The sequence below is a fragment of the Streptomyces sp. NPDC051578 genome (assembly GCF_044454045.1).
Taxonomy (GTDB): domain Bacteria; phylum Actinomycetota; class Actinomycetes; order Streptomycetales; family Streptomycetaceae; genus Streptomyces.
The window spans coordinates 291,930-318,495 of sequence record NZ_JBITDH010000005.1; the positions used below are offsets into that span (position 1 = coordinate 291,930).

Genomic DNA, 26,566 nt, shown 5'->3' on the forward strand with positions numbered 1-26,566 from the left:
CGACCCTACGCCAGGCTTTGAACATGTTCAAGGAGTGGGGGTGGCGCTCCGGTTGCGCTGCGGGCGAGGATGCGGCAGACAAGAGGGAGCAACCGGGGCGAAAAGGGAGAATCTCGTGAGCGACGTGCCCGCACCGACATCCCGTCAGGCGCCGCGCCGTCATGCACCGGCCCGGGCACCCCTCTTCACGGCCCTCGGGCTGCTCGGCCTGCTCGCCACCGCCTGCGGGGGATCCGAGGAACCCGTGAGCACCCCCGGCCCGGAGGCCCAGGAGGTCCACCTCCAGCCCGTCGGCTCGGCGGGACCGGACCCCTTCACCACCTCCACCGCCACCGGGGAATCCGCCCCCGCCCAGCCCCCGCTGCCCAACCGGAGCGGCCAGGGCGTCCGCACCGTCAATGCCGCCACCCCCGGCCTGTACGGCGGCATCCAGCGGCTCGGCAGCTGCGACGTGGAACACCAGTCGAGCCTCATCACCGCCGACAGCGCCAAGACGGGCGCCTTCGCCGAGGCCTCCGGCATCGCCCAGGACAAGATCGGCGACTTTCTGCGCGAGCTCACCCCGGTCGTCCTGCGCGCCGACACCCGGGTCACCAGCCACGGCTTCCAGGAAGGCGGCCGGGCCGCGCCCTTCCAGTCCGTGCTCCAGGCCGGTACGGCCGTTCTCGTCGACGACCACGGCATGCCGCGCGTCCGCTGCGGCTCCGGCAACCCCCTCTCCCCGCCCCGCGCCCCCAAGGGCAACCCGGTGATCAAGGGCGACCCCTGGAACGGCTACCAGGCCAACCAGGTCATCGTCATCGAGCCGACCGTCCAGCAGCTGGACCACCTGGTGCTCGTCAACCTCGCCGACAACACCTGGCTGGAGCGCAAGACCGGCGACGACGGCGCCCAGGACAAGACCCCCGAGGGCCTGCCGCCCTACGACCCGGCCGAAAGCATCCCGAGCGGCCCCCTCACCCCCGAAGGCCCCGCCGCCCCGACCGGCCCCAACGGGCCCACCGAACCGGCGGCGCCCACCGAGCCGGCGCCGCCCACCGGCCAGAGCCGGCCGGTTCAGCCGTCCCGGCCGCTGCCCAAGCCGCCGTCGCCGCCTCGCTCCGACCCTCCCGCCGCGCTGCCCCCGGACCTCCCGGACGGCCCCGCGCCGGGCCTCCCGCAGGACGCGCCGCAGGACCTGCCGCCGTCCGGCGACCCCGGGCTGCCGACGGGGTCCGACGGCGTGGCACCGGAGCAGGCGGACCCGTACGGGTACGACCCCTCGGCGCCCTACGACCCGTACCGTCCCGCGGACCCCCAGCAGCCCTACGACCCCTACCTGCCGCCCGACCTCCAGCAGCCCTACGACCCGGTCCCCTCCATGGAGAGCGCCTGACCGGCCGGTGTGTCATGGTGGACCGGTGCCGACCGCCGTATCGCTGCCGGACGACTGGCCCGCGCACCCGGACCGGTCGCTCTCGCTGAACCGGATGGGCAGTTTTGACTGGGACCTGCTCACCGGTCTCATGCACATGGACGCGGCGGCCCTCGAAGTCTTCGACACGGGCGTCACCGAATACGACGGCCGCCCCGAGACCCTGGCCGCCCACGTGCCGCCCGACGAGGCGGCCCGGCTCGACGGGCTCGTCTCCAGCGCCCTCAAGAGCGGCGTGGACAGTTACGGCGCCTACTTCCGCATCCGCTGCCGGGACGGCACGCTCCGCTGGACCCACACCCAGGGCCGTGTCATGCGCGACCCCGACGGCCGCCCGTACCGGATCATCGGCATCGTCCGGGACGCGACCGAGGAACTCGGCCACTCGGCGGAACGCCTCGGACTGGACGAGGAGCGCCGCCGCCAGACGTCGGTGGTCGAAAGCACCACCGCCGCGCTCGCGCACGCCCGGACCGTCAAGGACGTCATCGACGCCCTCGGGGACGCGCACGGCCTGGAACGGCTCGGCTCGATGGGCATGGTGATGGGACTGGTCGAGGCGGGCCGGATCCACCTGGTGGCGGAAGGACCGGAGGGGACATTCGTCCCCGGCACCCGCTACACCCGCATCGACGAGCAGTACCCCATGAGCGAGGTCGTCCGTTCGCTCCAGCCGCGCTTCCTCGACTCCGCGGAGGAGTTCGCCGAGGGCTACCCCGGGCTCTGGGCCAAGATCTCCTCGATGGACATATCGGCCGCCGCCTACCTGCCCCTGATCGCCCAGGCCCGCCCGATAGGCGCCATCGGACTGCTCTACCAGGACAAGGACGGCTTCACGCAGGAGGAGCGGAACCTGCTGGTCGCCCTCGGCAGCAGCATCGCGCAGAGCCTGCAACGGGCCATGCTGCTGGAGCAGGAACACGATCTCGCCGAGGGCCTCCAGCAGGCGATGCTGCCCCGCCGGATCCCGTCCGTCCCCGGCGCGGACATCGCGGTCCGCTACCGGTCGGCGCGCATGGGCCAGGACATCGGCGGTGACTGGTACGACGTCATCCCCCTGCCGGGCGGCCGGGTCGGGGCCGTCATCGGCGACGTCCAGGGCCACGACACGCACGCGGCCGCCGTGATGGGCCAGCTGCGCATCGTGCTGCGCGCGTACGCCGCCGAAGGGCACTCGCCCGCCACCGTCATGGCGCGGGCGTCGGTGTTCCTGCACGAGCTAGACACCGACCGCTTCGCGACCTGCACCTACGTGGAGGCCGACCTCGCGACCGGCGTGCTCCAGCTGGTGCGGGCCGGGCACCTCGACCCGCTGCTGCGCACCCGCGACGGGGGCTGCCGCCGGCTGACCGTGGAAGGCGGGATGCCGCTCGGGCTCTCGGCGGAGTTCGGCCGGCTGGAGTACGCCGTCACCACGCTGGAGCTGGATCCGGGGGAAACGCTTCTGCTGTGCACGGACGGACTGGTCGAGCAGCCCGGCACGGACCTCGACGACGGGATCGCGCACCTGACGGAGCTGCTGTGCGGCGGTCCGTCGGACCTCCAGAAGCTCGCGGACCAGCTGTGCGGGGTCACCGACGAGCGCGGCGGCGACGACGACATGGCGCTGCTCCTGTTGCGCCGCCAGGTGCCCGACGCGCCGCAGCGCGGCGGCCGGCTCCAGCAGCACGTGGCGCCGGGGGACCCGGAAGCCCTGGTCGCGGCCCGGCACATGATCGGCGCGGCGGTGCGGGCGTGGGGTGCGCGGGAGCGGGCCGACGAGATCGAGCTGGTCGCCGACGAGTTGATCGTCAACGCCCTCATGCACACGGACGGCCCGGCCATCGTGACGCTGCGGGTCCTGCCCGGCGACCGGCGGCGGCTGCGCGTGGAGGTCGAGGACCGCTCCAGCGCGCTGCCGCGGCGCCGCGAGGCGGGGGAGGCGGGCGTCTCGGGGCGCGGCCTGATGCTGGTGGACCGCCTGGCGGACGTGTGGGGCGTGGATCCCCGGGGCGGCGGCAAGTGCGTGTGGTGCGAGTTCGTGCTGGCGTAGCCCGCCGACCGGGGCCCGTGCACGGCTCGCGTTCCGCGCCCGGTGGCGGCAGGCTGGGAGCATGCCGGAGCTGCCCGAAGTCGAGGCCCTGAGGGAATTCCTCGACGAGCACCTGGACGGGCGGGTGGTCGACCGCGTCCTCCCGCTCGCGGTCAGCGTGCTCAAGACGTACGAGCCCCCGCTCACCGCCCTCGAAGGACAGCCGGCCGGGTCCACCACCCGGTACGGGAAGTTCCTCGCGGTGCGGATCGGCGAGCTCCACCTCGTCACCCACCTGGCCCGGGCCGGCTGGCTGCGCTGGCAGGACGCCCTGCCCGACCGGCCACCGCGCCCCGGCAAGGGGCCGCTGGCGCTGCGCGTCGTGCTGGAGGGCGGCGGCGGCTTCGACCTCACCGAGGCGGGCACCCAGAAGCGGCTCGCGGTGTACGTGGTCCGCGATCCCCAGGAGGTGCCCGGCATCGCCCGGCTCGGGCCCGACCCGCTCGCCGACGGCTTCGACCGCGACGCGTTCGCCGCCCTGCTGGCGGGGGAGCGGCGGCAGATCAAGGGCGTGCTCCGCGACCAGAGCGTCATCGCCGGCATCGGGAACGCCTACAGCGACGAGATCCTGCATGCCGCGAAGGTCTCGCCGTTCAAGCTCGCCGCCTCCTTCGAGGACGACCAGGTGACGCACCTGTACGACGCCGTCCAGGAGACCCTGCGCACGGCCGTCGAGCGGGCCCACGGGGTGGCGGCGGGCCGGCTCAAGGCCGAGAAGAAGAGCGGCCTGCGGGTCCACGGCCGCACGGGCGAGCCGTGCCCGGTGTGCGGGGACACCATCCGGTCCGTCTCCTTCGCCGACTCCTCACTGGAGTACTGCCCCACCTGCCAGACCGGCGGCAAACCCCTCGCGGACCGCCGCCTCTCCCGCCTCCTCAAGTAGCCGCCGGCCACTGCCGGAGCGGGCCCGGCTGCGTAGACTTCCGGGGCATGGCCGAGGAGCAGCAGGGGGCGGGGCGGCGGGAGGTCGTGACCGGGGTGGCGCGGGGGACGCGGCGGAGGGTGCCCGCGCACACGCCGGCGCGGTCCGAGATCTCCGAGCAGACCAGTGTCGGGGCGACCTATGTCCGGGCCCTGATGCGCAGTCAGCTCCGTGCGGCGCTCTGCGCGCTGGGTGCACTCGCACTGCTGGTGGGCGTGCTGCCACTGGTGTTCCTGCTGCCCCGGGTCGCTTCGGGGGCGCTGGTCTGGGTGGTGCTGGGGGTGCTCGTGTACCCGGTGATGTGGTTCATCGCCCGCTGGTACGTGACCCGGGCCGAGCGCAACGAGGCAGACTTCACCGGGCTCGTCACCGATCCCGCCGAGGCGCCCGGCTCCCGCGGCGCGGGAGCCTGAGGCCTGCACTCAGAACAGGTGCATCGCCAAGTGGCCCAGTGGCAGCCCCAGTTGCCATGCCGGGGTCCAGACGCGGGCGTTCTCGTCCAGGCCCGCCGGGGTGTCCGCGTGGCCGTGCCGTCCGGGGTCGAGGTTCGTCGCGAACAGCTCCGTGTGGTCCAGCCAGCGCCAGGCCGCCCGGGCCAGCTCCAGGTCCGGGTCCTCCTCGCGCCCGTCCTCCCTGGCCTCCTCGCCGAGCTGGAGGAACCGGGTCTCCACCCAGTCGCGCCAAGGATGCCCGTAGGCCGTCAGTGACAGCCACTCGTCGAGCTGTGAGACCACCCGGATCCCGGAGAGCTCACCGGCCGCGTCCGAGAGGTAGATGGTCAGCGCGAGCGTGTCCCGGCCGGCCCGGAACTCCAGCGTGCTGACGGGGATCAGCCGGCCCGTGCGCAGCAGCTCGTCGGCGATGTACTCCGCGTAGAGCCACGCCATGGGCACCGCCAGCCCACCACCGCCACCGTCACTGGTGCCGTTCGTACCCTCGGGCCGCACCGTTCCACCTTCTCCCGCGTGTCGAGCTTCCCGCCGTCAGCCCCGAGCCTTCACCGAGGGCCTCGCGGAGCGGAGGATGTTTACTCAACTTGACCGGACTGATAACACTTTTGATGCGGCTTGTGTCTGGTCCGTGCCCGTCCGTGGCGTTCTCCGGACCGGCTGCCGATGTGCCGCGCCAGGTCCGCCCGCGCGCCGTCTTGACGGTATCTCAGGCGCCGAGCCCGTACCCCTGGAGGCCCTTGCGCAGGGCGCGCAGGGCGTAATACGTACGGGACTTGACGGTTCCGGCCGGTATGCCGAGTTCCGCGGCGGCCTCGGCCACCGAGCGGTCGCGGAAGTAGACCTGCATCAGCACCTCGCGGTGCTCCGGCCCCAGACTGCCCACCGCCCGCCTGACGTCGATCGCGGTCACCGAACCGGCCACCGCGTCCTGCGGCGCGGGTGCCTGCTCCAGGCCCTCCGGGTCCACCTCCTGCGGCCGGGAGAGCCGGGCCCGCCGGGCGTCGATCGCGAGGCGGCGGGCGACCGTGAACAGCCACGGCCGCATGGAGTCGTGCCCGCTGGCCAGCACCTCCGGGTGCTGCCAGACCCGTACGAGGGTTTCCTGGACGAGGTCCTCGGCCCGCTGGGCGTCCCCCGCCGTCAGGCCGACCAGGAAACCGAACAGCGCCCGCCCGTGTTCGCGCTGGAGTTCGGCCAGCGCCTCGGGATCCGTACGCCGCAGGGTGGAGGAGGGCGGCACGAGTGGCTCCTTCCGCTGTTCGCCGGGTCTGCCGGGGACCGTCCCGGAGCCCGTCTCGGGTCCGACGGATCCACCCTGACCTGCACGGGGCCGCCCGGGAACCGTCCGGGACCGCCGTTGCGCCCAAGCACCCCGCTCCTCCGGTGGGCGGCCACGCCGCACGGTGAACGGTCGAACGGCGCGGCGAACGGCCGCGGGGGTGAACCGGGCCCGCCTGGGCGGCGCCGTTCCTTGACTTGCGGCATCGCCTTCTGTGAATTCAGCTCATCAGACAGTCCTACGAATGATCCGGGGCCAGGTGGCCAGGTGGCCTGGTGGCCTGGTGGCCTGGTGACCGGGTGCCGCAGATGTCCCTCCGAGTGAGAGCCGGTACAGATGACCCAGCGCACCCGCCAGGCCATGGCCCTCCTGTCGGCCCTCCTGCTGTCCGCCACGGCCGCCGCCTGCTCCACCACCGGGAAGTCCGCGCCCGCGCGCCTGGCCGGCGGCCATGCCCCGGGGACCTCCACCGGCGGCTCCACCGCCGCCCCGGGCGGCGCGAAGGGCTTCACGCTGGTCGCGAGCGGCGACGTACTGCCCCACACCTCGATCATCCGGCAGGGCGCCACCGACGCCGGGGGCGACGGCTACGACTTCAAGCCGATGTTCGCCGGCGTCAGACCGGTGGTCTCCGCCGCCGACCTGGCCCTGTGCCACATGGAGACCGTCTACGGTGAGGAGGACGGCCCGTTCAGCGGCTACCCGGCCTTCAAGTCCCCGCCGGAGATCGCCGACGGACTCAAGGCAGCCGGCTACGACGGCTGCTCCACCGCCTCCAACCACACCCTGGACGACGGCGCCGACGGCGTGCGGCGCACGCTGGACAAGTTCGACAAGGCCGGTCTCAAGCACGCCGGCTCGGCCCGCACGGCCGCCGAGGCGGCCACCGTCACCCGCTACCAGGCCGGCTCCGCCAAGGTCGCCCACCTCGCCTACACCTACGACACGAACGGCTACCCGATGCCCGACGGGCAGCCGTGGGCCGTCAACCTGATGAAGCAGGACAAGATCATCGCGGACGCGCGGGCCGCCCGGAAAGCGGGCGCGGACGTGGTCCTCGTCAGCGTGCACTGGGGCACGGAGTGGCAGACCGAGCCCGACGAGACCCAGCTGTCGCTGGGCAAGGCCCTGACCGCCTCACAGACCGCCGGGCGCCCCGACATCGACCTGGTCCTCGGTACGCACGCCCACATCCCCCAGCCGTACGAGAAGGTCAACGGGACCTGGATCATCTACGGCATGGGTGACCAGGTGGCGGGCGAGATGTTCAACTACACCGGCGCCCGGGACCCCCGCGGCAACTACGGTTCGATCGGCCGCTTCACCTTCGCCCCGCCGGCCGCGGCGGGACAGCGCTGGCAGGTCACCAAGGCCGAGTTCATCCCGCAGATGACCGACGAGTCCCCCTGGAGGGTCGTCAACCTCCCCGACGCCCTCGCCAAGCACCCTGGCAACGACGACTGGGAGACCGCCCAGGACGCCATCAGGGAAGCGGTCCTCAGCCGCGGGGCCGCGAAGGACGGCCTCACCCTGGGCAAGTAGCCCCCGCCCCCGCACGGCCCGCCCCTCTGACGGCCGGGCCCGCACGGCCCGCCCCTCTGACGGCCCGGCCCCCTGCGGCTCCGCCCCCGACGGCCCCGGTCGGTTACGGCACCACCGTGACGGGCCACCGGCCCGCCTTGACCAGCCTGACCGCCACCGAGCCGACGATGCGGTGCCCGGCCTGCTCGGACGCCCCGACCACCACCGCGTCCGCCTTCAGCTCATCCGCCGCGTCCACCAGACCGGCGTACGGGTCGCCGCGGAAGGTGTGGAACTCCCAGCGCACCTCGAAGATGCCCTTGAGCCGCTCGGCCGCCGCACGGATCTCCGCGACGAGGCCCTGCGCGATCTCCTCCGTCGTGTCCGACACCGGCGCGCCCAAAGAGGCGCCGGCCGCCATCACCGGCTGCACGTACACCAGCGCCAGGAGCGCGCCCTGCCGCCTCGCCAGTCCCGCCGCGTAGGCCGCTGCCCGCAGCGAGGACTCCGAGCCGTCGACCCCGGCCAGGACCACTTTCGGACCGTCCGTACCGCGTTCGAATCCCGTACCCACGTGCTCCGTCACGTCCCCGAGGTTATCCCGTCGCCGCGCGGACCGGCCCCGCCCTCCCTACAGTGCGAACCATGAGTGCCACCGCGGAGCAGGCCCGGGGGACCCGCAGCCGGTTCCTGAACCGGGTCCCCGACGCGTTCGGTGCGTTCTTCGGAACGCTCGGACTGCTGTGCGCCCTCCTGTCGCTCTCCCCGGGGCTGCGCCGCCTGCTGCGCCCCGTCGTCCGCTTCCTCGACGACTTCGTGATCCCCGTCAGCGCGAACCTCGCCTACGCCGTCTTCCTCTTCCTGCTCGCCGCCGCCCTCGGCGCCCGCAAGAAGGTCGCCTGGTGGATCGTCGTCACCTATCTGGCCCTGCTGATCCTGGTCGACGTCCTGTTCATCGCGGACGACGAGTACTGGGTCGGGGGTGTCTCCCTGGCCCTCGCGGCCGCCGCCCTCGCCCTCCTGATCGCCGCCCGCAAGGAGTTCTACGCCGCCTCCCGGCCCGGCGCGTTCTGGCGGGCCATGGTCGTGCTCGGGCTGGGACTCCTCCTCGCCGTCCTCGCCGGCTGGGGCCTGGTCGCCCTGTTCCCCGGGACCCTGCCCAAGGGCCAATGGCTCGACTGGGCCGCGAAGGAGGTCTTCGGCGGCCTCTTCTCCGACCGCCGGTTCGACGGCCGCCCGCCCCGCCCGCTGTCCTTCGTGCTCGGCCTCTTCGGCGCACTCGCCCTGCTGAACGCGGCCGCGGCCCTCTTCCGGTCCCAGCGGCTGACCGCCGCCCTGCACGGGGACGAGGAACCCCGCATCCGCGCACTCCTCGGCGCCTACGGGCGCAGCGACTCCCTCGGCTACTTCGCGACCCGGCGGGACAAGGCCGTCGTCTTCGCCCCCAACGGCAAGGCCGCCGTCACCTACCGCGTCGAAGCCGGTGTCTGCCTGGCCAGCGGTGACCCGGTCGGCGACCCCGCCGCCTGGACCCCCGCCATCAACGCCTGGCTTGCGGTCGCCCGCCGCTACGGCTGGCAGCCCGCCGTCATGGGCGCCTCCGAGGACGGCGCGACCGCGTACGCCCGCTCCGGGCTCGGCGCCCTCCAGCTCGGCGACGAGGCCATCCTGCACGTCGCCCAGTTCGACCTCGACGGCCGGGACATGCGCGTCACCCGGCAAGCCGTCAACCGGGTCCGGCGCACCGGCGCGACCACCCTCATCCGCCGCCACTCCGCCCTCTCCGAGGAGGAGATGCACACCATCGTGGAGCGGGCCGACACCTGGCGCGACACCGAGACCGAACGCGGCTTCTCCATGGCCCTGGACCGGCTCGGCGACCCCGCCGACGGCGACTGCCTCCTCGTCGAGGCCTTCGACGCCGAGCGCCGGCTGATCGCCCTGCTCTCCTTCGTCCCCTGGGGCAAGGACGGCATCTCCCTCGACCTGATGCGCCGCGACCGCACCGCCCCCAACGGGGTCATGGAGTTCATGGTCGCCGAGCTCTGCGCCGCCGCGCCCGCACTGGGCGTGCGCCGGATCTCCCTCAACTTCGCCGTGTTCCGCTCCGCCTTCGAGGAGGGCGGCCGGATCGGCGCCGGGCCCGTGCTCAGGCTGTGGCGCAGGCTGCTGCTGTTCTTCTCCCGCTGGTGGCAGCTGGAGGCGCTGTACCGCTCCAACGTCAAGTACGGCCCCGAGTGGTACCCGCGGTTCCTGTGCTACCAGGACGCCGGCTCCCTCGCCCGGGTCAGCCTCGCCTCCGGCATCGCCGAGGGGTTCGTCTCCGTACCGAGCATGCGCAAGCTGTGGGGCAACGCCCACCCCAAGGGCCTCACCGCGCCCGCCACCACCGAGGGGCTGCCCTCCATCGACTCCCTCGGCCTGGACCTCGTGGGGGAGGCCGGCGAACGGGCGACGGCCGAGCGGCTGCCCGAGCAGGTCCGGGTGCGGCACGCCAAACTGGACCGGATCCGGGCGTCCGGCACCGACCCCTACCCCGTCGGCATCCCGCAGCGCACCCACACCGTCGCCCGCCTCAAGGAGGCCCACCCCGGCTACCCGCCCGGCACCCGCACCGGGGAACAGGTCACCCTCGCCGGCCGGGTGATGGTCGTACGGGACATGGGCGGGGTCGTGTTCGCCGTACTGCGGGACTGGACCGGCGACACCCAGCTGATGTTCACCCGCGACGAGGCGGGCCCCGGCGTACTGGACTCCTTCACCTCACAAGTCGACTTCGGCGACCACGTCGTGGCGACCGGCGAGGTCGGCGCCAGCCGGACGGGCCGGCTGTCCGTCGTCGTCCACTCCTGGCAGCTCACCGGCAAGTGCCTGCGCCCGCTCCCCGACAAGCGCAAGGGCCTCGCCGACCCCGAGGCCCGCGTCCGGCGCCGCTACCTCGACCTGGTCGCCAGCCCCGACGCGCGCGACGTCGTACGGGCCCGCTCCAACGCCGTACAGGCCCTGCGGCAGGGGCTGCTGGACCGCGGCTACCTGGAGGTCGAGACCCCGATGCTCCAGCAGATCCACGGCGGGGCGAACGCCCGCCCCTTCCGCACCCACATCAACGCCTACGACCTCGACCTGTACCTGCGCATCGCCCCCGAGCTGTACCTGAAACGGCTCTGCGTCGGCGGCATGGAGAAGGTCTTCGAGATGGGCCGCACCTTCCGCAACGAAGGCGTCTCCTACAAGCACAACCCCGAATTCACCATGCTGGAGGCCTACCAGGCGTTCGCGGACTACGACGTGATGCTCGACCTGACGCGTGAACTGATCCAGGGCGCCGCCACCGCCGCCTTCGGCTCGCCCATCGCCCACAAGGCCGACGCCGACGGCAGACTGGCCGTCCACGACATCTCCGGATACTGGCCCGTCAAGACGATGTACGGGGCGATCAGCGAAGCGCTGGGCGAGGAGGTCGACGCCGGCACCGACGAACGGGCGCTGCGCCGCCTGTGCGACCGGGCCGGCGTCCCCCACTCGCCCGACGACACCCGGGGCGACGTGGCGCTGGAGATGTACGAGCGGCTGGTGGAGGAGAAGACCGGGCTGCCCACCTTCTACAAGGACTTCCCGACCGATGTCTCCCCGCTGACCCGGCAGCACCGCAAGGACCCGAGGCTCGCGGAACGCTGGGACCTGGTCGCCTTCGGCACCGAGCTCGGCACCGCCTACTCGGAGCTCACCGACCCCGTCGAGCAGCGCCGCAGGCTGACCGCGCAGTCACTGCTGGCGGCGGGCGGCGACCCCGAGGCGATGGAACTCGACAACGACTTCCTGGACGCACTGGAGTACGCGATGCCGCCGACCGGCGGGCTCGGCATCGGCGTGGACCGGCTCGTCATGTTCCTCACCGGTCTGACGATCCGCGAGACGCTTCCGTTCCCGCTCGTACGGCGCGGCTGACCGGCTTTCCGGCTGCACCGGGCGACTGACCGGCTTTCCGGCTGCGCCCGGCGGCTGACCGGTCCTCCGGCTGCGCCGGGCGGGTGACGGGCAGTCGGCGCCTTCGCGCCTGCGGGCGTCTTCACCGATGTCGTTGATACCAGTTGAGAATGAAAAATGACGAGCCGACAGTCGGGCGACGCGTGCTCCTGCGCACCGCCGCCCTCCTCGGAGCCGCGGCAGCCGTCTCACTCATCACCGGCGGCGAGGGCGACACCCCGGTCCCCGGCGGCGGGACGGGCCCGGCGCCCGGAGCCGCCGGCGCGGCCGGGTCCGGCGCGCCGGGAGCCCCCGCCCTGCGCGCCCGGGGGCTCCCCCCGAACAGCTACCGGCTGACCCCGATGACGGCGCAGGCCCCGGCCCGGCCGCCCGTGGTGAAGCCCGCCGTCCGCACCCGGCCCATCCTGGAACTGCCCGCCGGGACGAGCCGGTCCGGCGAAATGCTCCTCACCTTCGATGACGGACCCGACCCCCGCTACACGCCCGGGATCCTCGACACCCTCGCCCGGTACCGGGTCCGCGCGGTGTTCTTCGTCTGCGGGGAGATGGCCACCGACAACCGCGACCTGCTGCGCCGGATGGCCGCCGAGGGCCACGTCATCGGCAACCACACCTGGACCCACCCGCTCATCCCCACCCTGGGCCGCCCCGACCTGGCCGCGGAGATCGAGCGGACCAGCGAGGTCGTCGAGCAGACGACCGGCACGGCCCCGCAGTGGTTCCGCGCGCCCTACGGGGCCTGGAACCGGGCCGCCTTCGAGATCGGCGCGGAGCTGGGAATGGAGCCACTCGCCTGGACCGTGGACACCCTCGACTGGACGGAACCGGGGACCACCACCATCGTCTCCCGCGTACTGGGAGGCGCCGCGCCCGGCGTGATCGTGCTGTCCCACGACGCCGGCGGCAACCGCTCCCAGAGCGTCGAGGCGCTCGGAACGTACCTGCCCCAGCTGCTCGCCAGGGGCTACCGGATGACGCTCCCCGTCTTCCCTGCGGCGCGGCCGCACTGAGGGCGGGGGCCGGGCCCCCGCCCGGGGGCCCTCAGCGGGCCTCCACCATCCGGGCGAACACCACCACGTTGCCGTCGTAGCCACGGCCCTTGGAGTAGCCGCCGCCACAGGTGATCACGCGCAGCTCCGGGTGGCCGGTGTCCCCGTACACCCGGGCCCCCGGGAAGGTCTCCTTGGAGAACACCTCCACGCCGTACACCTCGAACACCGCCGTGCGCCCGTCGTACCGCTCCACCTCGATGTGCTGGCCCTTGTTCAACGAGCCCAGGCCGTAGAACACCGCCGGGCCCTGCGCGTTGTCCACGTGGCCCACGATCACCGCCGAGCCCTGCTGGCCCGGGGAGATGCCGTTGAGGTACCAGCCGGCCAGGTTCGGGTCCTGCGGGGGCGGCGCGTCGATGAAGCCCTGCGCGTCCAGCCCGACCGTCATCACCGGCGCGTCCACCTTGATCGCCGGGATCCGGATGCGCTGCACCGACGAGTGCTCCAGCACCTCCAGGTCCGGCGGCGGCGCGGGCGGGGTCACGGCCGCCTGGTCGGGCCGTACCGCGACGGCCGCCGCGGCGGCGGGCTGCGGCGGCCCGTCGTTGAGGTTCACGCCGTTGCGCATCATGGCGAGGCCGGTGAGCAGGACCAGTGCGAGTGGTCCCCACGGAGAGCGCCTCCTCCGCCGCTGCTCACCCTCGTCCTCGGTCATGGCTCTCCCTTCCCGACGCGGGGGTCCCGACCCGCGTGCACGTCCCTCCCCTGTACGCCCTTCTCCACGCACGCTAAGGGGGTACGGACGGGACGGCGATCGGGGACGGGCGAACGGGTGGCGGGAGCCGGAAGGGGTGCGCCCATCCAGGTAATCGTCACATAAATGCCTGACGGGGCGTGACCTGCGGATCCGTCAGAAACATTTCTCGCTGTTCGGCGTGTCGCTCAACCGGGCGGCCCAAAGCCGAAATGCGCTGGTTGCGGGCCGCCCCGAGGGTTTGTGATGGGAGGCGTTCTCGTCGATCATCCCGGGCGACCGCTCCGGGGCGCTTCCCGCTGGAGGTTCCACCATGCGTGTTTTGCGCGCAATCACCGTGACCGCGGCTGCCTGCGCCGCCGTCGCCCTCAGCGCACCCCTGGCCTCGGCGAACCCGGCGGGCGGGCCGCCGCTGGGCGGAGGCAACGGTCCCAGCAACGTCACGGTCAACCCGTACTCCGTGCACCAGGGCTCCACGATGCAGGTCAGCGCGGCCGGATGCACCCACGGCGGCACGGTGTGGTCGCACGGCAACTTTCCCGAGACGAGACTGTCGGCCGGATCCATCGGATTCGCGACCGTACGCATCTTCAACCACGCCTCTCCCGGGCACCAGACGCTGTCCGTCAGGTGCAACGACAGCAGCCTCGTCGCCACGCACCGCTTCACCATCCTTGAGGGCAACGGCGCCCAGGGCGGTATCGGCGGCTCCTTCGGCCCGTCCGCCACCGAGACCGCCATCGGTTCCGGTCTCGTCGCCGCGGCGGCCCTCGGCGCGGGCGTCCACGTGATGCGCCGTCGCCGTCCGATCGGCAGCCGGGCCTGACCGGCCGACCTCCCCGGTCCGCCCGGCGCCGCGGTCGCCCCGAGCCCTGACGAGGGCTCGGGGCGCGTGGGTGCCCGCGGCCCGGCAGGGGGTGTCCGCCACCGTCGCCACCGTCAGTGGCCGCGCGAGGAGCGGCGGCGCAGTACGTACCCCGTACCGGCCACGGCGGCCAGCACGAAGCCGGCGCCGACGCCGAACTCCAGGAGGTCCATCCCGGCCACGCTGCCGCCGAGGCCGCCCCGCACGCCGAGGGTGGCGCTGCCCGTGGCGGGTGCGGCGGGGGCCGTGGGGGCCGTGGGGGGCAGGGGGAGGCGGCGCGGGGGACCGACGGTGGAACTCGTGGTGGGCCGGCTCGTGGCTCCGGCGATGGTCAAGTCGGCCGAACCGGTCTCCCCGTTGCAGGTGAAGGTGACGGAGTACAGCGCCCCGGGCCGGGCGTCCCGGTCGACGGTGACCCGGGCCGTCTGGCCGCGCGCGATGCTCACGGTGTCGAAGACGCCGGACGAGGAGGTGGCGAAGGCGGAGTTGCAACCGCTGACGGAGAGCACCACCTGGCCGCCGGGGGCGACCGTCGAGGGGGTGATGGCGAAGGCGAACGAGGTGACGGGCTGGGCCTCGGCCGCGACTGCGGCACTGGTGCCCGCCGGGCCGAGCGCGAGGACGACACCGGTGGCGCCGGCGCTCAGCAGGGCTGTGGCGGAGCTGCGTATCGCACCCATGAGTGATTCTCCGGATCCCCGAGGAGCAGCCGCGGAATGGTTTCCGCACGTGGAGGGACGTGCGCCTCGATGTCCGTCACGCTAGGCCGGGGCCCCGGTGCCCGCGATCAGGAACGGGCGAACGGGTCATATCGGTGGGCCGAACCGGGGACGGGGGCCCCGTCCCCGGTTTACCGGGTGGCCGGCTGAACCGCCCCGCACAGCGGGGGCGCTCAGTCGCTCAGCCCCAGGTGCGGGAACTGTGCGAAGAAGGGCTCGGCGGTGGCGGCGATGCCCCGACCGAAGGGCGCGTCGAAGTCCCAGATGAGGAAGAGCAGGAAGGCGATCAGCGCACTGAACAGCCCCGCCAGCAGCAGTTCGCGGAACGAGCGCCGGATCTGGAGCGTGAAGATCAGGCCGACCGTCACCAGCGCCCCCACGATCAGGCCGAACCACACCACCCCGGGCATGGTGGCCTGGGCACTCTGGCCGCGGGCGTTGCGGGCGTCGTCCACCGCCGCGACCTGGTCGACCAGCGGCTGGTACGCCTGCCCCTCGTGGTCGGTCTTCGGCTCGTAGTCCGTGACGTCCCGGCGGATGCGTTCCAGCAACTGCCCGCTGCGGTCGGTGAGCTTGCCGTGGTCAGCCATCTCCTTCCACTCCGTGTCCACCACGTACGTCACGTACGCGTCGACGTCAGCGCGGATGGTCTTGCGGACATCGGCGGGATATACCTCGGAGCGGACGCTGATCTCGTGCAGGGCCTGGGACTCCTGGCGCACGTACTCCTGGGCGGCCCCGCGGCCCTCCCAGACGCCGGCGATCGCCAGGCCGAGGACGATCGCGTAGATCACCCCGATCATCATCGTCATGTACTCGATGACGTCCGGGGTCTCGTTGGGATCGTCGTCCTCGCTGATCCGGCGGTGGTTGAAGAAGGCGATGGTCAGCACCACGGCGCAGGCCGCGGCCATCGCCAGGGACAGGACGAGCCATTCCGACACGATGACTCCAAACAAGGGGTAGGGGGCCGCCTAGCGGGGGCGCAGCGCGACGATCGCGAGCACCGCGGGGGCCGCGGTCATGAGCGTGAAGGTGACCGGCGAGATGTGGTGTTCGGCCGGTTTGCGGGACGGTGCGTGGTACGAGGGGCGGGCCACCGGCTTGGGGGCGGGCGGGGGCGTCACCGTCGGCGTGGGAGCGGGCTCCGGCTCAGGGGCCGGCGCGGGCGGTGGCGGGGTGGGAAGGCGCTCGGCGACCACGGGGGGTGGCGGTGGTGGCGCGGGCCTCGGCGGTGCGGGTGGCGGTGGCGGGGTGGGCTTCGGCGGCGGCGGGGGTGGTGGCGGCGTGGGTGTGGGGGAGGGGGGAGGCGGTGTGGGAGTCGGCGTGGGGGTGGGTGTCGGGGTCGGCTTCGGGGGACAGGGCGGCGGAGGCGGTGGCGGGCAGTGGTGGCCGCCGTGGTGGCCCCAGCCGTGGCCGTGGTGGCCACTGTGCCCGTCTCCGTTCCCGTCTCCGTGTCCGTCTGCCGGACCGTTTCCGTGGCCGTCCCCGTGATGTCCGCCACCCCGGCCGGCGAGGGCCCAGCCGCTGTGGGCGGCCGCGGACACCCCGGCGGGTGCCGTGCCGTCCCACGGGTCGATCGACGTGTGGGCGCGGCTATCGGCCACCGCCGGCGTGGCGGACATCGCCGCCCACACCAGGACCGGTACCGCCAGCAGGCGCCGGGCACATGCTCTGTTCACCCCGGGAGCATGGGCCCGCGCGCGCCTGCGCACGCGACGGTCGGCGCGGGTTCGCCTGAACGGGCGGAGTTCGGACCATAGTGGTTTGAGCCAGCTTTTGATCGCCTTCCCTGACCGTCCGGTCAATTCCCAAAAGGTATTTGTCGGTTTCTGTCAGATGGGGCGGTACGACCCCTGCCCGGGTTAGGTGTGTGACCAAGAACGGATCGCCAATTTCCGCTTTTGCTCGCTCCGTTGGCCAATGATCAGTACATTCGGCTCGGACAGGAGTCCGGTTCCCGACCGACCCCGGACCGGACCACGGCACGACTACGGCTTGGAGACCCCGATGGAGCGCCCCGCCTGGGCCCCGCCAGGCATCGACATATCGGTGCCGAGCGTGTCCCGCATCTACGATTACTACCTGGGCGGCTCGCACAACTTCGAAGTCGACCGCCAGGCGGCCCGCCGCGCCATGGAATTCCTGCCGGGGCTTCCCAAGATCATGCAGGCCAACCGGGCGTTCATGCGCCGCGCCGTGCGTCACGCCGTCGCCGAGGGCGTCACCCAGTTCCTCGACATCGGCTCCGGCATCCCGACCTTCGGCAACGTCCACGAGGTCGCCCGCCAGGCGACCTCCGAGGCCCGTGTCGTCTACGTCGACCACGACCCGGTCGCCGTCGCCCACAGCCAGGCCGTCCTCGCCGGTGACGACCACACCGGAGTCGTCTCCGCCGACCTGCGCAAGCCGCAGGACATCCTGAGCGCTCCCGAGGTATTCCGGTTGCTGGACCCGAGCCGTCCCGTCGCCCTGCTGCTCGTCGCCGTCCTGCACTTCCTGGAGGACTCCGACGATCCGTACGCCGCCGTCGCCGAGCTGCGCGACGCGCTCGCCCCGGGCAGCATGCTGATCCTCACCCACGCCTCCTACGAGGGCATCCCGCTCTCCGAGGACGTCGCGGTCGGGGCCGTCGGCGTCTACCGGGACATCCGCAACCCCCTCGTCATGCGCACGCGCGAGGAGATCACCCGCTTCTTCGACGGGTTCGAACTGCTCGAACCGGGTCTGGTGTCGATGCCAGACTGGCGCCCGGACCGTACCGAATCCCCGGCGGACGGTGACACGCCGGAGGACCCGTTCGCCTTCTCGGGCTTTGCCGGTGTGGGACGCAAGGCGTGAGACTCCCGGCCCCGACCCCACCGCCCGTCAGCCCGAGCACGGCCCGTCCACCGGAGGCGGGGACAGTGACGCCTAAGGCCACACCGGCCGGCGACACGCCGCCCGGCCCGCACGCGGGCCGGGCGGCCGTGCGGGATCAGCACACCGGGCTGGAGGACCGGATCGCGCGCTTCGCGACCATCTGGGGCCGGGCCATCTTCCCCGTCACGGCGACCTCGCTGACCCGCCCCGAGTTCGAACGGCACCTGGTCCCGCTGACGCGCACGCTCACCGAGGCCCTGCACGCCCGGCCCTTCGACGCCTCGCCCGCCCAGCGGGTCGGCGCCGAACTCGTCGCCGTGCACTGCACCGACCCCGAGGCCCTCGCGGGGACCCTGGGGGTCGTCGAGTCGTACCTCGTGCTGTACTGCGGCCCCGACGGCGCCGGGGCGGAGAGCACCGAGGAGTACCGGTCCCGCTGCGCGCGCCTGCAGCACGGCATCGCGGCCGGCTTCGCCCGCGCCCTGCGCGAGCGCACGCTCAAGGAGCAGGAGGCCATCGCCCGTTCCGCGCTGACCGCCCGCGCCGACGCCCAGCAGGCGCTGCACGCCAGCGAGGAACGCTTCCGGGCCGTCTTCGAAGGGGCGGCCATCGGCATCGGCATCGCCGACCTCGAAGGCAACGTCCTCGAGGTCAACGACACGCTGCTCCAGATGTTCGGCGGCCTCGAAGGGCACGTCCGCAGCCGCAACGTCAGCGAATGGGGACACCCCGACGACACCCCGCACGTCTGGCGGATGTACGGGGAACTCGTACGCGGGGAACGCGAGCACTACCGGGTGGAGAAGCCCTACTACCGCAACGACGGGACCGTCCTGTGGACCAACCTGACGGTGTCGCTCCTGCGGGACGCCGAAGGCCGCCCGCAGTACCAGCTGGCCCTGATGGAGGACACCACCGAACGCCGGCTGCTGAACCTGCGGCTGCGCTACGAGGCCACCCATGACGCCCTGACGGGCCTGCCCAACCGGACGCTGTTCTTCGAGCGGCTGGAGAAGGCCCTGAGCGGGGCCGGCGGCCCCCGCTTCGGCCTCTGCTACCTGGACCTCGACGGGTTCAAGGCGGTCAACGACAGCATGGGCCACTCGGCGGGCGACCGGCTGCTGGTGGAGGTCGCCGACCGGCTCCAGAGCTGCGCGACGGGACCGGGCGAGGTCGTCGCCCGGCTCGGCGGCGACGAGTTCGTGGCGCTGACCACCGGCGACGACACCGAGGAGAACGTCACCGAACTGGCGGTCCGGGTCCTCTCCGCCCTGTCCACCCCGATCCGGCTGGAGGGGCGGGAGCTGACGGTCCGGGGCAGCATCGGCATCGTCGAGGGACCAGCGGGCGAACGGACCCCGGCGGAGGTGCTGCGCAGCGCCGACATCACGATGTACCGGGCCAAGGCGGCGGGCGGCAACCGCTTCGAGTTCGCCGACGAGGAGGCCGACGCCCGAGCCATCACCCGGCACGGCCTGACCAACGCCCTTCCCGCGGCACTGGAACGCGGCGAGTTCTTCATCGAGTACCAGCCGCTGGTGCACATGAACGACGGCAGCGTGCACGGGGCGGAGGCGCTGGTGCGCTGGTCGCACCCGCAGTACGGGGTGCTGGGCCCCGACCGTTTCATCCCTCTCGCCGAGCGGACGGGGCTGATCGTGCCCCTCGGCCGGTGGGTCCTCGAAGAGTCCGTGCGCCAGGCCTGCAACTGGCAGCGCCAGCACGCGGGCTCCTCCCTGCGCATCAACGTCAACCTGTCGCCGACGCAGCTGCACCATCCCGGGCTGGTCGCCGACACCGTCCGCGTGCTGGAGGCCTCCGGCCTGGCCCCGGGCACGCTGTGCCTGGAGGTCACCGAATCGGCGCTGATCGGCGCCGACGACGAACTCCTCGAACCGCTGCGCCGGCTCGCCGCCCTCGGTGTGGACATCGCCCTGGACGACTTCGGCACGGGCTACTCCAACCTGGCCAACCTGCGCCGCCTGCCGGTCAGCGTGCTCAAGCTGGACCGCTCCTTCACGCAGGGGATGCAGCAGCAGCCCGCCAACCCCGTCGACCTCAAGATCGTGGAAGGCATCGTCGCGCTGGCCCACAGCCTCGAACTGGCGGTCACCGTCGAGGGCGTGGAGACCGGCGTCCAGGCGGCCCAGCTCCGCGACCTCGGCTGCGACACCGCCCAGGGCTGGTACTACGCGCGCCCCGGCTCCCCGGACCGGATCTACGCGCTGTCCCTCTCGGACGCGGTTCCCACGCCTTCCTGACGCGGGCTCGGATCCTGGGCCGGTCCGAGCCGCGGCCGCGTCGCAGCGGGGCGAGGGGCGGCCGAGGGGTGGGGGAGCGGGCGGGGTCACTCCCGTCCCACCTCCGTCCCCCGGCCGGGCGTGCGGACGGCGTCCACGACCCTCTCCCACCGCCGCTCGGTGTCGGCCACGACCTCCGCGGCCACCGGCAGCCGCTCCGCCTCGTACGCGTCCGGCACGCCGGGCCGGCCCGGATCGGCGAGCGCGGCGGCCAGCGTCCGGGCGAGGGCGGCCGCATCCTGGATGCCGGTGTTCATGCCCAGTCCGCCCGCTATGGGGTGGACGTGCGCCGCATCCCCGGCGAGGAAGGCCCGCCCTTCCCGCATGCGGGAAGCCACCCGGACATTGACCCGCCAGCTGGACAGCCAGGTCGGATCGGCGAGCCGTATCCCCGGCATCCGGGCGCACCGGTCGAAGATCCGCTGGAAGCCCTCCAGCGAGGGTGGTAGATGGCCGCCCGTGCCGTCCGGCTCGGGTGCGGCCTGGAGCTGGAAGCTGTCCGTCCCCGGCATGGGGCAGAGCAGTATCCCGCCGCCCTCCGAGGTGAACCACTGGTGCCAGAAGTCCCGGCTGAGCCCGGGCGCCCGCACATCGCCGAGCACCATCGCCGGCTCCTCACGGGTACTGCCCTCGAAGGGGATGCCGAGCAGGCGCCGGGTGGTGCTCCGCCCGCCGTCGCATCCCGCGAGGTACCGGGCCGCGACCACCCTCCCGTCGGCCAGCTCCGCCCGGACGCCGTCGGCGTCCTGGGTGAGCGCGGCGAGGGCGGAGCCGTACTCCACCCGCACGCCCAGTCGGGCCAGGCGGTCGCGCAGGGCCTGCTCGATCTGCCACTGCCCGATCAGCACGCCGTCCCCGACGGGGGTGTCGGTGACGTGCTCCCCGTCGAAGTACTTGCGCAGGACCACACCCCGGCTGCCCGCGGCCGTCACGGCATCGGCGACGCCGAGGGTCTCGAAGACCTCCAGGCTGCTCTGCTGCAGTCCCTTGCCGCGGGATTCACGGTGCGGCGCGGTGCGCCGGTCGAGGATCCGGACCGCGACACCGCGCTGGGCGAGGTCGCAGGCCAAGGTCAGTCCGGTGGGGCCGGAGCCCGCGATCAGTACGTCGTTCATGGGAGTCCCTCTCCTCGTCGTTGATCCAAGGAAAGCCGCCCGCGACGGAAAAAGCAACCCGGTTACAAAATTAACCGAGTCAGTTTTTCGTGATACGCTCGGGGGCATGGAAGAGACGACGGGTCCCCGCACGACAGGCGTGACAGGCGCAGGCGCACCGGGGCTGCGCGAGAGCAAGAAGCTGCGCACGCGGCAGCAGCTGGCGGCCACGGCGATAGAGCTGTTCATGGAGCGGGGTTTCGATGCCGTTTCGGTGGCCGATGTCGCCGCCGCGGCGGAGGTCTCCAAGCCCACCCTCTTCCGCTACTTCCCGACCAAGGAGGACCTGGTGCTCGACCGGTTCGCCGACCACCAGGACGAGGCCGCCCGCGTCGTGCGGGACCGCGAGGCGGGCCAGAGTCCGGTCGCGGCCGTGCGGGCGCACTTCCTGGCGGCGCTCGCCGAACGCGATCCCATCACCGGGCTCTGCGACCACCCGAACGTGCTCGCGTTCCAGAACATGCTCTACACCACCGCCGGCCTGGAGTCCCGGCTGAACCACTACACCGCCCGCGAGGTGGAGCTGCTCGCCGCGGTCCTGGAGGCCGAGCAGGTCCCCCCGCTCGCCGCCCGGCTGGCGGCCCGGCACCTGGTGACCACCCGCCAGGAGCTGGGCCGCGAGAACTGGCGCCGCCTCGCCGCCGGGCAGAGCGCCGACGAGGCCTACCCCACCGCCGTCGCCGATGCCGGACAGGCCTTCGCGATGCTGGCCGACGGCCTCGACCGCGCCCTGCCCATACGCCGGTCCTGACCCGCGCCGCCCGGGGAGCCGGCCGCCGACCGGTGCGCGGCGGAGTCAGGACAGCAGCATGCGCTTGAGCTCGCGGGCCGCGCGCGGGGGAGCGACATCCGTGCGGTGGGCCAGGGCGATCGTGCGGCGCAGCGGGGATCCGGCGAGGGGGGTGGCGCGCAGCCCCGGCCCGCCGTGCTCGACGACCATCGCCGGGACCACCGCGACACCGAGCCCCGCGCGGACGAAGCCGAGGACCGCGTCCATCTCGCCGCCCTCCACCGTGAACACCGGCTCGAACCCCGCCGCCCGGCAGGCCGCGACCGTCAGGTCCCGCAGGTCGTAGCCGTGCCGGAACATCACCATCGGCTCCTCGCGCAGCGCCGCGATGGTCAGCGGCCGTCCCCCGCCGGGCGCCGGCCGGTCCGCCGACGAGACCACCACCAGGTCCTCGGTCAGCAGTTCCACCGTCGTCAGCGCCGGCGCCGACGGCGGCAGCGGCAACGCGATCAAGGCCAGGTCGAGGACTCCGCGGGCGAGTTCCCGTACGAGGTCCAGCGAACCGCTCTCCTCGATCAGCAACTCGATCCCCGGGTGCGCGCGGTGGAAGGCGCGCAGCACGTCCGGCAGCAACCCGGTGCACACGCTCGGCGTGGCCCCCAGCCGCACCCGCCCGCGCCGCAGCTGCGCCAGCTCCTGCACCTCCAGGCGCGCCGTATCCGCGTCGGCGAGGATCCGCCGGGCCAGCGGCAGCAGCGCCTCTCCCGCATCCGTGAGGGCGATGTTGCCCCGCGCCCGGCTGAACAGCTCCGCCCCCAGCTCCCGCTCCAGGGCCCTGATCTGCTGCGAGAGCGACGGCTGGGCCACATGGACCCGCTCGGCCGCCCGGGTGAAGTGCCGGGTCTCGGCGACGGCCACGAAATACAGGAGCTGCTGGAACTGCATCGCCCCAGGCTAACCCGATGTATAGGCATTCCCTATCGAATGCAGCTCCATCATGTCTTGGACCTTTCGGGACCTCCGTCCCTACCGTCGTTCCATGGCTCTGGCACCGCGGACGGATCGACGGCCGTCCACCACGCGAACGCTCTGGGACTCCACCGTCGGCAAGAAGTCCGTGATGGCCGCCTCCGGCCTGATCATGCTCGGCTACCTCGTCGTCCACATGCTCGGTAACCTGAAGATCTTCTTCGGCCCGGAGGAGTTCAACGGCTACGCGCACTGGCTGCGCACCCTCGGATCCCCCTTCCTGCACCACGAGTGGGCGCTGTGGATCGTCCGGGTCGTGCTCGTCGCCGCGGTCGTCGCCCACGGGACGTGCGCCTACCAGCTCAGCCGCCGCGACATCAACGCGCGCCCCGTCAAGTACGCCCACAAGAGGCGCCGCGCGAGCTACGCCACCCGCACCATGCGCTGGGGCGGCGTCATCCTCGCCCTGTTCATCGTCTGGCACCTCCTCGACCTCACCACGCTCACCGTCAACGAGCGCGCATGGGCCGGCCATCCCTACCAGAACGTCCTCGCCACCTTCTCCACGTGGTACGGCAACACGATCTACCTCGTCGCCATGGCGGCGCTCGGCCTGCACGTACGGCACGGCTTCTGGAGCGCCGCCCAGACCCTCGGAGCTGGAAACGCCCGGCGCGAGTGGTCCCTCAGGTTCCTGGCCAACGCCCTGGCCCTCGTCCTCTTCGCGGGTTTCGCGTCCGTGCCCGTCGCCGTCATGACCGGAGTGGTGAGCTGAGATGAGCAGCAACGACAGCAACGAAAGTAACGACTACACCGCTTACACCGCCTACACGACCGGCGAGCCCCTCGCCGACACCAAGGCACCCGCCGGCCCCATCGCCGAACGCTGGGACCGCCGCCGCTTCGAGGCCAAGCTGGTCAACCCCGCGAACCGCCGCAAGCACACCGTCATAGTCGTCGGCACCGGCCTGGCCGGCGGCGCGGCCGGCGCGACCCTCGCCGAGCAGGGCTACCACGTGGTCCAGTTCTGCTACTCCGACTCCCCGCGCCGCGCCCACTCCATCGCCGCCCAAGGCGGCATCAACGCCGCGAAGAACTACCGCAACGACGGCGACTCCGTACACCGCCTTTTCTACGACACCGTCAAGGGCGGCGACTTCCGCGCCCGCGAGTCCAACGTCCACCGCCTCGCACAGATCTCCGTGGAGATCATCGACCAGTGCGTCGCCCAGGGGGTCCCCTTCGCCCGCGAGTACGGCGGTCTCCTCGACACCCGCTCCTTCGGCGGCGTCCAGGTCTCGCGCACCTTCTACGCCCGCGGCCAGACGGGCCAGCAGCTGCTCCTCGGCGCCTACCAGGCGCTGTCCCGGCAGATCGCCGCGGGCAACGTCGAGATGCACGCCCGCACCGAGATGCTCGACCTGATCACCGTCGACGGAGTCGCCCGCGGCATCGTCGCCCGCGACCTGATCAGCGGAAGGATCAGTACGTACTACGCCGACGCCGTCGTGCTGGCGAGCGGCGGCTACGGCAACGTCTTCTACCTCTCCACCAACGCCATGAACTCCAACGCGACCGCCATCTGGCGGGCGCACCGCCGCGGCGCCCACTTCGCGAACCCCTGCTTCACCCAGATCCACCCCACCTGCATCCCGCGCACCGGCGACCACCAGTCCAAGCTCACGCTGATGAGCGAGTCCCTGCGCAACGACGGCCGCATCTGGGTCCCCAAGGCCAAGGGCGACACCCGCCCCGCAGCCGAGATCCCCGAAGCCGAGCGCGACTACTACCTGGAGCGCATCTACCCCTCCTTCGGCAACCTGGTGCCGCGCGACATCGCCTCCCGCGCCGCGAAGAACGTCTGCGACGAGGGCCGCGGCGTCGGCCCCGGCGGCCAGGGCGTCTACCTGGACTTCGCCGACGCCATCCGCCGCATGGGCAAGGACAAGGTCGCCGAGAAGTACGGCAACCTCTTCGACATGTACGAGCGGATCACCGCGGAGAACCCGTACGAAGTACCCATGCGGATCTACCCGGCCGTCCACTACACGATGGGCGGACTGTGGGTCGACTACGACCTCCAGACCACCGTCCCCGGCCTGTTCGCGATCGGCGAGGCCAACTTCTCCGACCACGGCGCCAACCGCCTCGGCGCCTCCGCGCTCATGCAGGGCCTCGCCGACGGCTACTTCGTACTGCCCTCCACCATCAACGACTACCTGGCCCGCAATCCGCACCACGACACCGTCGACGACACCCACCCCGAGGCGGCGGCCGCCGTCCGCGAGACCCGCGACACCCTCGCGAAGCTGCTCGCCGTGGACGGCGACCGCACGCCCGACTCCTTCCACCGCGAGATCGGCGAACTCATGTGGGAGTACTGCGGAATGGCGCGCACCGACGCAGGCCTGCGCAAGGCGCTCGCCCGCATCCCCGAGATCCGGGAGGAGTTCTGGCGGCGGATCAAGGTCCCCGGCAGCGGCGAGGAGTTCAACCAGTCGCTGGAGAAGGCCAACCGCATCGTCGACTACCTGGAGCTCGCCGAGCTGATGTGCCTCGACGCGCTCCACCGCGCCGAGTCCTGCGGCGGGCACTTCCGCGAGGAGTCCCAGACCCCGGACGGCGAAGCCGCCCGCCGTGACGAAGAGTTCGGCTACGCGGCGGCCTGGCAGTACCGGGGCACGGGCATCGCGCCCGTCCTGCACAAGGAAGACCTCGTCTTCGAGTACGTCCACCCCACCCAGCGGAGCTACGCATGAGGCTCACCCTGCGCGTCTGGCGCCAGCGCAACCCCGAAACCCCCGGCGCGATGGCCTCGTACGAGGTCGACGGCATCTCGAAGGACATGTCCTTCCTGGAGATGCTCGACACCCTCAACGAGGACCTCATCCTGCGCGGCGAGGACCCGGTCGCCTTCGACCACGACTGCCGCGAAGGCATTTGCGGTGCGTGCAGCCTGGTCATCAACGGTGACGCCCACGGCCCCGAGCGGACGACCACCTGCCAGCTCCACATGCGCGCCTTCGCCGACGGCGACACCATCGACATCGAGCCGTGGCGCGCCTCGGCGTTCCCGGTGGTCAAGGATCTCGTCGTCGACCGGAGCGCCTTCGACCGGATCATCCAGGCCGGCGGGTACATCACCGCCCCGACCGGCTCCGCCCCCGAGGCGCACGCCACCGCCGTGCCCAAGGCGGATGCCGACTACGCCTTCGAACACGCCGAGTGCATAGGCTGCGGTGCCTGCGTGGCGGCCTGTCCCAACGGCTCGGCGATGCTGTTCACCTCCGCCAAGGTCAACCACCTGAACGTGCTGCCGCAGGGTTCGCCCGAGCGGGAGACGAGGGTGCTGGACATGGTGGCCCGGATGGACGACGAGGGCTTCGGCGGCTGCACCCTCACCGGCGAGTGCGCCACGGCCTGCCCCAAGGGGATCCCGCTGCCGTCGATCGCCGCCATGAACAAGGAGTGGCTCCGCGCGGTCCGCAAGGCGTAGCGGAAGGGGGGCGCCATCCGCCGACCGGGGGCTCGTGGGGCCCGTACGCCGCGCCGCGCCCGGGGCCGGGTCCCGGTGT

23 protein-coding genes are annotated in these 26,566 nt (G+C 72.5%); 14 read left to right on the plus strand and 9 right to left on the minus strand.

Annotated elements, in window-relative coordinates:
- Window positions 1–115: 115 nt before the first annotated feature.
- The 4 genes from ACIA6C_RS22980 (at window position 116) to ACIA6C_RS22995 (ending at window position 4,820) form a co-directional block, all read left to right on the plus strand.
- Window positions 116–1,375, plus strand: coding sequence for a DUF6777 domain-containing protein (locus tag ACIA6C_RS22980; RefSeq protein ID WP_399278451.1), 1,260 nt, complete (start codon window positions 116–118; stop codon window positions 1,373–1,375).
- Between the two features lie 7 nt (window positions 1,376–1,382).
- Window positions 1,383–3,446: a SpoIIE family protein phosphatase gene (locus ACIA6C_RS22985; RefSeq protein ID WP_399278454.1), complete on the plus strand. Its 2,064-nt coding sequence runs from the start codon at window positions 1,383–1,385 to the stop codon at window positions 3,444–3,446.
- A 61-nt stretch (window positions 3,447–3,507) separates the two neighbouring features.
- Complete coding sequence (locus ACIA6C_RS22990; protein ID WP_399278456.1) at window positions 3,508–4,368, plus strand: Fpg/Nei family DNA glycosylase; 861 nt, start codon at window positions 3,508–3,510, stop codon at window positions 4,366–4,368.
- A gap of 47 nt (window positions 4,369–4,415) precedes the next feature.
- Window positions 4,416–4,820 carry a hypothetical protein gene (locus ACIA6C_RS22995; protein WP_399278458.1) on the plus strand — a complete coding sequence of 135 codons (405 nt, stop codon included), beginning with the start codon at window positions 4,416–4,418 and terminating at the stop codon, window positions 4,818–4,820.
- 9 nt (window positions 4,821–4,829) lie between these two features.
- Here ACIA6C_RS22995 and ACIA6C_RS23000 read toward each other — a convergent pair whose 3' ends face one another.
- Together ACIA6C_RS23000 and ACIA6C_RS23005 are read right to left on the minus strand one after the other, a co-directional pair.
- Window positions 4,830–5,354 carry a hypothetical protein gene (locus ACIA6C_RS23000; protein ID WP_399278460.1) on the minus strand — a complete coding sequence of 175 codons (525 nt, stop codon included), beginning with the start codon at window positions 5,352–5,354 and terminating at the stop codon, window positions 4,830–4,832.
- Window positions 5,355–5,565: 211 nt separating this feature from the next.
- Window positions 5,566–6,099, minus strand: coding sequence for a sigma-70 family RNA polymerase sigma factor (locus ACIA6C_RS23005; RefSeq protein ID WP_361132324.1), 534 nt, complete (start codon window positions 6,097–6,099; stop codon window positions 5,566–5,568).
- Window positions 6,100–6,474: 375 nt separating this feature from the next.
- Here ACIA6C_RS23005 and ACIA6C_RS23010 point away from each other — a divergent pair, with 375 nt between their 5' ends.
- On the plus strand, window positions 6,475–7,680 hold the full coding sequence (locus ACIA6C_RS23010; RefSeq protein ID WP_399278462.1) for a CapA family protein: 1,206 nt from the start codon (window positions 6,475–6,477) through the stop codon (window positions 7,678–7,680).
- 103 nt (window positions 7,681–7,783) lie between these two features.
- Here ACIA6C_RS23010 and ACIA6C_RS23015 read toward each other — a convergent pair whose 3' ends face one another.
- A complete protein-coding gene (locus ACIA6C_RS23015) occupies window positions 7,784–8,245 on the minus strand; it encodes a universal stress protein (protein WP_366080314.1) in 462 nt (153 codons plus the stop codon).
- A gap of 59 nt (window positions 8,246–8,304) precedes the next feature.
- Between ACIA6C_RS23015 and lysX the strand changes: the two genes are divergently transcribed.
- Both lysX and ACIA6C_RS23025 read left to right on the plus strand, forming a co-directional pair.
- The gene (gene lysX, locus ACIA6C_RS23020; protein WP_399278464.1) at window positions 8,305–11,607 is read left to right on the plus strand and encodes a bifunctional lysylphosphatidylglycerol synthetase/lysine--tRNA ligase LysX; all 3,303 of its coding nucleotides are present in this window, start codon (window positions 8,305–8,307) and stop codon (window positions 11,605–11,607) included.
- 149 nt (window positions 11,608–11,756) lie between these two features.
- A complete protein-coding gene (locus ACIA6C_RS23025) occupies window positions 11,757–12,656 on the plus strand; it encodes a polysaccharide deacetylase family protein (RefSeq protein ID WP_399278466.1) in 900 nt (299 codons plus the stop codon).
- Between the two features lie 31 nt (window positions 12,657–12,687).
- On the opposite strand, the gene ACIA6C_RS23030 is transcribed toward ACIA6C_RS23025, so the two are convergent.
- On the minus strand, window positions 12,688–13,353 hold the full coding sequence (locus ACIA6C_RS23030) for a class F sortase (RefSeq protein ID WP_399278468.1): 666 nt from the start codon (window positions 13,351–13,353) through the stop codon (window positions 12,688–12,690).
- A gap of 352 nt (window positions 13,354–13,705) precedes the next feature.
- Here ACIA6C_RS23030 and ACIA6C_RS23035 point away from each other — a divergent pair, with 352 nt between their 5' ends.
- On the plus strand, window positions 13,706–14,218 hold the full coding sequence (locus tag ACIA6C_RS23035; RefSeq protein WP_399278470.1) for a hypothetical protein: 513 nt from the start codon (window positions 13,706–13,708) through the stop codon (window positions 14,216–14,218).
- Window positions 14,219–14,331: 113 nt separating this feature from the next.
- Here the strand turns inward: ACIA6C_RS23035 and ACIA6C_RS23040 are convergent, their stop codons facing one another.
- The 3 genes from ACIA6C_RS23040 to ACIA6C_RS23050 form a co-directional block, all read right to left on the minus strand.
- Window positions 14,332–14,937: a hypothetical protein gene (locus ACIA6C_RS23040; protein ID WP_399278472.1), complete on the minus strand. Its 606-nt coding sequence runs from the start codon at window positions 14,935–14,937 to the stop codon at window positions 14,332–14,334.
- A gap of 212 nt (window positions 14,938–15,149) precedes the next feature.
- A complete protein-coding gene (locus tag ACIA6C_RS23045) occupies window positions 15,150–15,920 on the minus strand; it encodes a hypothetical protein (RefSeq protein ID WP_361132301.1) in 771 nt (256 codons plus the stop codon).
- 30 nt (window positions 15,921–15,950) lie between these two features.
- Window positions 15,951–16,103 carry a hypothetical protein gene (locus tag ACIA6C_RS23050; RefSeq protein WP_399278474.1) on the minus strand — a complete coding sequence of 51 codons (153 nt, stop codon included), beginning with the start codon at window positions 16,101–16,103 and terminating at the stop codon, window positions 15,951–15,953.
- An 883-nt stretch (window positions 16,104–16,986) separates the two neighbouring features.
- On the opposite strand from ACIA6C_RS23050, the gene ACIA6C_RS23055 reads away from it, so the two are divergent.
- Window positions 16,987–17,817: an SAM-dependent methyltransferase gene (locus tag ACIA6C_RS23055; protein ID WP_399278476.1), complete on the plus strand. Its 831-nt coding sequence runs from the start codon at window positions 16,987–16,989 to the stop codon at window positions 17,815–17,817.
- Window positions 17,818–17,945: 128 nt separating this feature from the next.
- On the plus strand, window positions 17,946–20,099 hold the full coding sequence (locus ACIA6C_RS23060) for an EAL domain-containing protein (protein ID WP_366083113.1): 2,154 nt from the start codon (window positions 17,946–17,948) through the stop codon (window positions 20,097–20,099).
- 86 nt (window positions 20,100–20,185) lie between these two features.
- Here the strand turns inward: ACIA6C_RS23060 and ACIA6C_RS23065 are convergent, their stop codons facing one another.
- A complete protein-coding gene (locus ACIA6C_RS23065; RefSeq protein ID WP_399278478.1) occupies window positions 20,186–21,253 on the minus strand; it encodes an FAD-dependent monooxygenase in 1,068 nt (355 codons plus the stop codon).
- A 106-nt stretch (window positions 21,254–21,359) separates the two neighbouring features.
- Between ACIA6C_RS23065 and ACIA6C_RS23070 the strand changes: the two genes are divergently transcribed.
- The gene (locus ACIA6C_RS23070; RefSeq protein ID WP_399278480.1) at window positions 21,360–22,043 is read left to right on the plus strand and encodes a TetR/AcrR family transcriptional regulator; all 684 of its coding nucleotides are present in this window, start codon (window positions 21,360–21,362) and stop codon (window positions 22,041–22,043) included.
- Window positions 22,044–22,088: 45 nt separating this feature from the next.
- Here the strand turns inward: ACIA6C_RS23070 and ACIA6C_RS23075 are convergent, their stop codons facing one another.
- Window positions 22,089–22,967, minus strand: coding sequence for a LysR family transcriptional regulator (locus ACIA6C_RS23075; RefSeq protein ID WP_399278482.1), 879 nt, complete (start codon window positions 22,965–22,967; stop codon window positions 22,089–22,091).
- A gap of 94 nt (window positions 22,968–23,061) precedes the next feature.
- Between ACIA6C_RS23075 and ACIA6C_RS23080 the strand changes: the two genes are divergently transcribed.
- The 3 genes from ACIA6C_RS23080 to ACIA6C_RS23090 are packed head-to-tail and all read left to right on the plus strand — an operon-like array spanning window position 23,062 to window position 26,487.
- Window positions 23,062–23,766 carry a succinate dehydrogenase cytochrome b subunit gene (locus ACIA6C_RS23080; protein ID WP_399278484.1) on the plus strand — a complete coding sequence of 235 codons (705 nt, stop codon included), beginning with the start codon at window positions 23,062–23,064 and terminating at the stop codon, window positions 23,764–23,766.
- Between the two features lies 1 nt (window position 23,767).
- Entirely contained in the window at window positions 23,768–25,750 is a 1,983-nt protein-coding gene (locus ACIA6C_RS23085; protein ID WP_399278486.1) for a fumarate reductase/succinate dehydrogenase flavoprotein subunit, read from the plus strand.
- Window positions 25,747–26,487, plus strand: a complete 741-nt coding sequence (locus ACIA6C_RS23090; protein ID WP_361132279.1) for a succinate dehydrogenase/fumarate reductase iron-sulfur subunit — start codon at window positions 25,747–25,749, stop codon at window positions 26,485–26,487. Before ACIA6C_RS23085 ends, ACIA6C_RS23090 begins: the two co-directional genes overlap by 4 nt.
- The last annotated feature ends 79 nt before the right edge of the window (window positions 26,488–26,566 follow it).

Bases quoted from the DNA above. Each gene is read 5' to 3' on its own strand.
- ACIA6C_RS22990 (WP_399278456.1), top strand. From the start codon at position 3,508: ATGCCGGAGCTGCCCGAAGTCGAGGCCCTGAGGGAATTCCTCGACGAG.
- ACIA6C_RS22995 (WP_399278458.1), top strand. From the start codon at position 4,416: ATGGCCGAGGAGCAGCAGGGGGCGGGGCGGCGGGAGGTCGTGACCGGG.
- ACIA6C_RS23010 (WP_399278462.1), top strand. From the start codon at position 6,475: ATGACCCAGCGCACCCGCCAGGCCATGGCCCTCCTGTCGGCCCTCCTG.
- lysX (WP_399278464.1), top strand. From the start codon at position 8,305: ATGAGTGCCACCGCGGAGCAGGCCCGGGGGACCCGCAGCCGGTTCCTG.
- ACIA6C_RS23025 (WP_399278466.1), top strand. From the start codon at position 11,757: ATGAAAAATGACGAGCCGACAGTCGGGCGACGCGTGCTCCTGCGCACC.
- ACIA6C_RS23030 (WP_399278468.1), bottom strand. From the start codon at position 13,353: ATGACCGAGGACGAGGGTGAGCAGCGGCGGAGGAGGCGCTCTCCGTGG.
- ACIA6C_RS23035 (WP_399278470.1), top strand. From the start codon at position 13,706: ATGCGTGTTTTGCGCGCAATCACCGTGACCGCGGCTGCCTGCGCCGCC.
- ACIA6C_RS23040 (WP_399278472.1), bottom strand. From the start codon at position 14,937: ATGGGTGCGATACGCAGCTCCGCCACAGCCCTGCTGAGCGCCGGCGCC.
- ACIA6C_RS23055 (WP_399278476.1), top strand. From the start codon at position 16,987: ATGGAGCGCCCCGCCTGGGCCCCGCCAGGCATCGACATATCGGTGCCG.
- ACIA6C_RS23065 (WP_399278478.1), bottom strand. From the start codon at position 21,253: ATGAACGACGTACTGATCGCGGGCTCCGGCCCCACCGGACTGACCTTG.
- ACIA6C_RS23070 (WP_399278480.1), top strand. From the start codon at position 21,360: ATGGAAGAGACGACGGGTCCCCGCACGACAGGCGTGACAGGCGCAGGC.
- ACIA6C_RS23075 (WP_399278482.1), bottom strand. From the start codon at position 22,967: ATGCAGTTCCAGCAGCTCCTGTATTTCGTGGCCGTCGCCGAGACCCGG.
- ACIA6C_RS23080 (WP_399278484.1), top strand. From the start codon at position 23,062: ATGGCTCTGGCACCGCGGACGGATCGACGGCCGTCCACCACGCGAACG.
- ACIA6C_RS23085 (WP_399278486.1), top strand. From the start codon at position 23,768: ATGAGCAGCAACGACAGCAACGAAAGTAACGACTACACCGCTTACACC.
- ACIA6C_RS23090 (WP_361132279.1), top strand. From the start codon at position 25,747: ATGAGGCTCACCCTGCGCGTCTGGCGCCAGCGCAACCCCGAAACCCCC.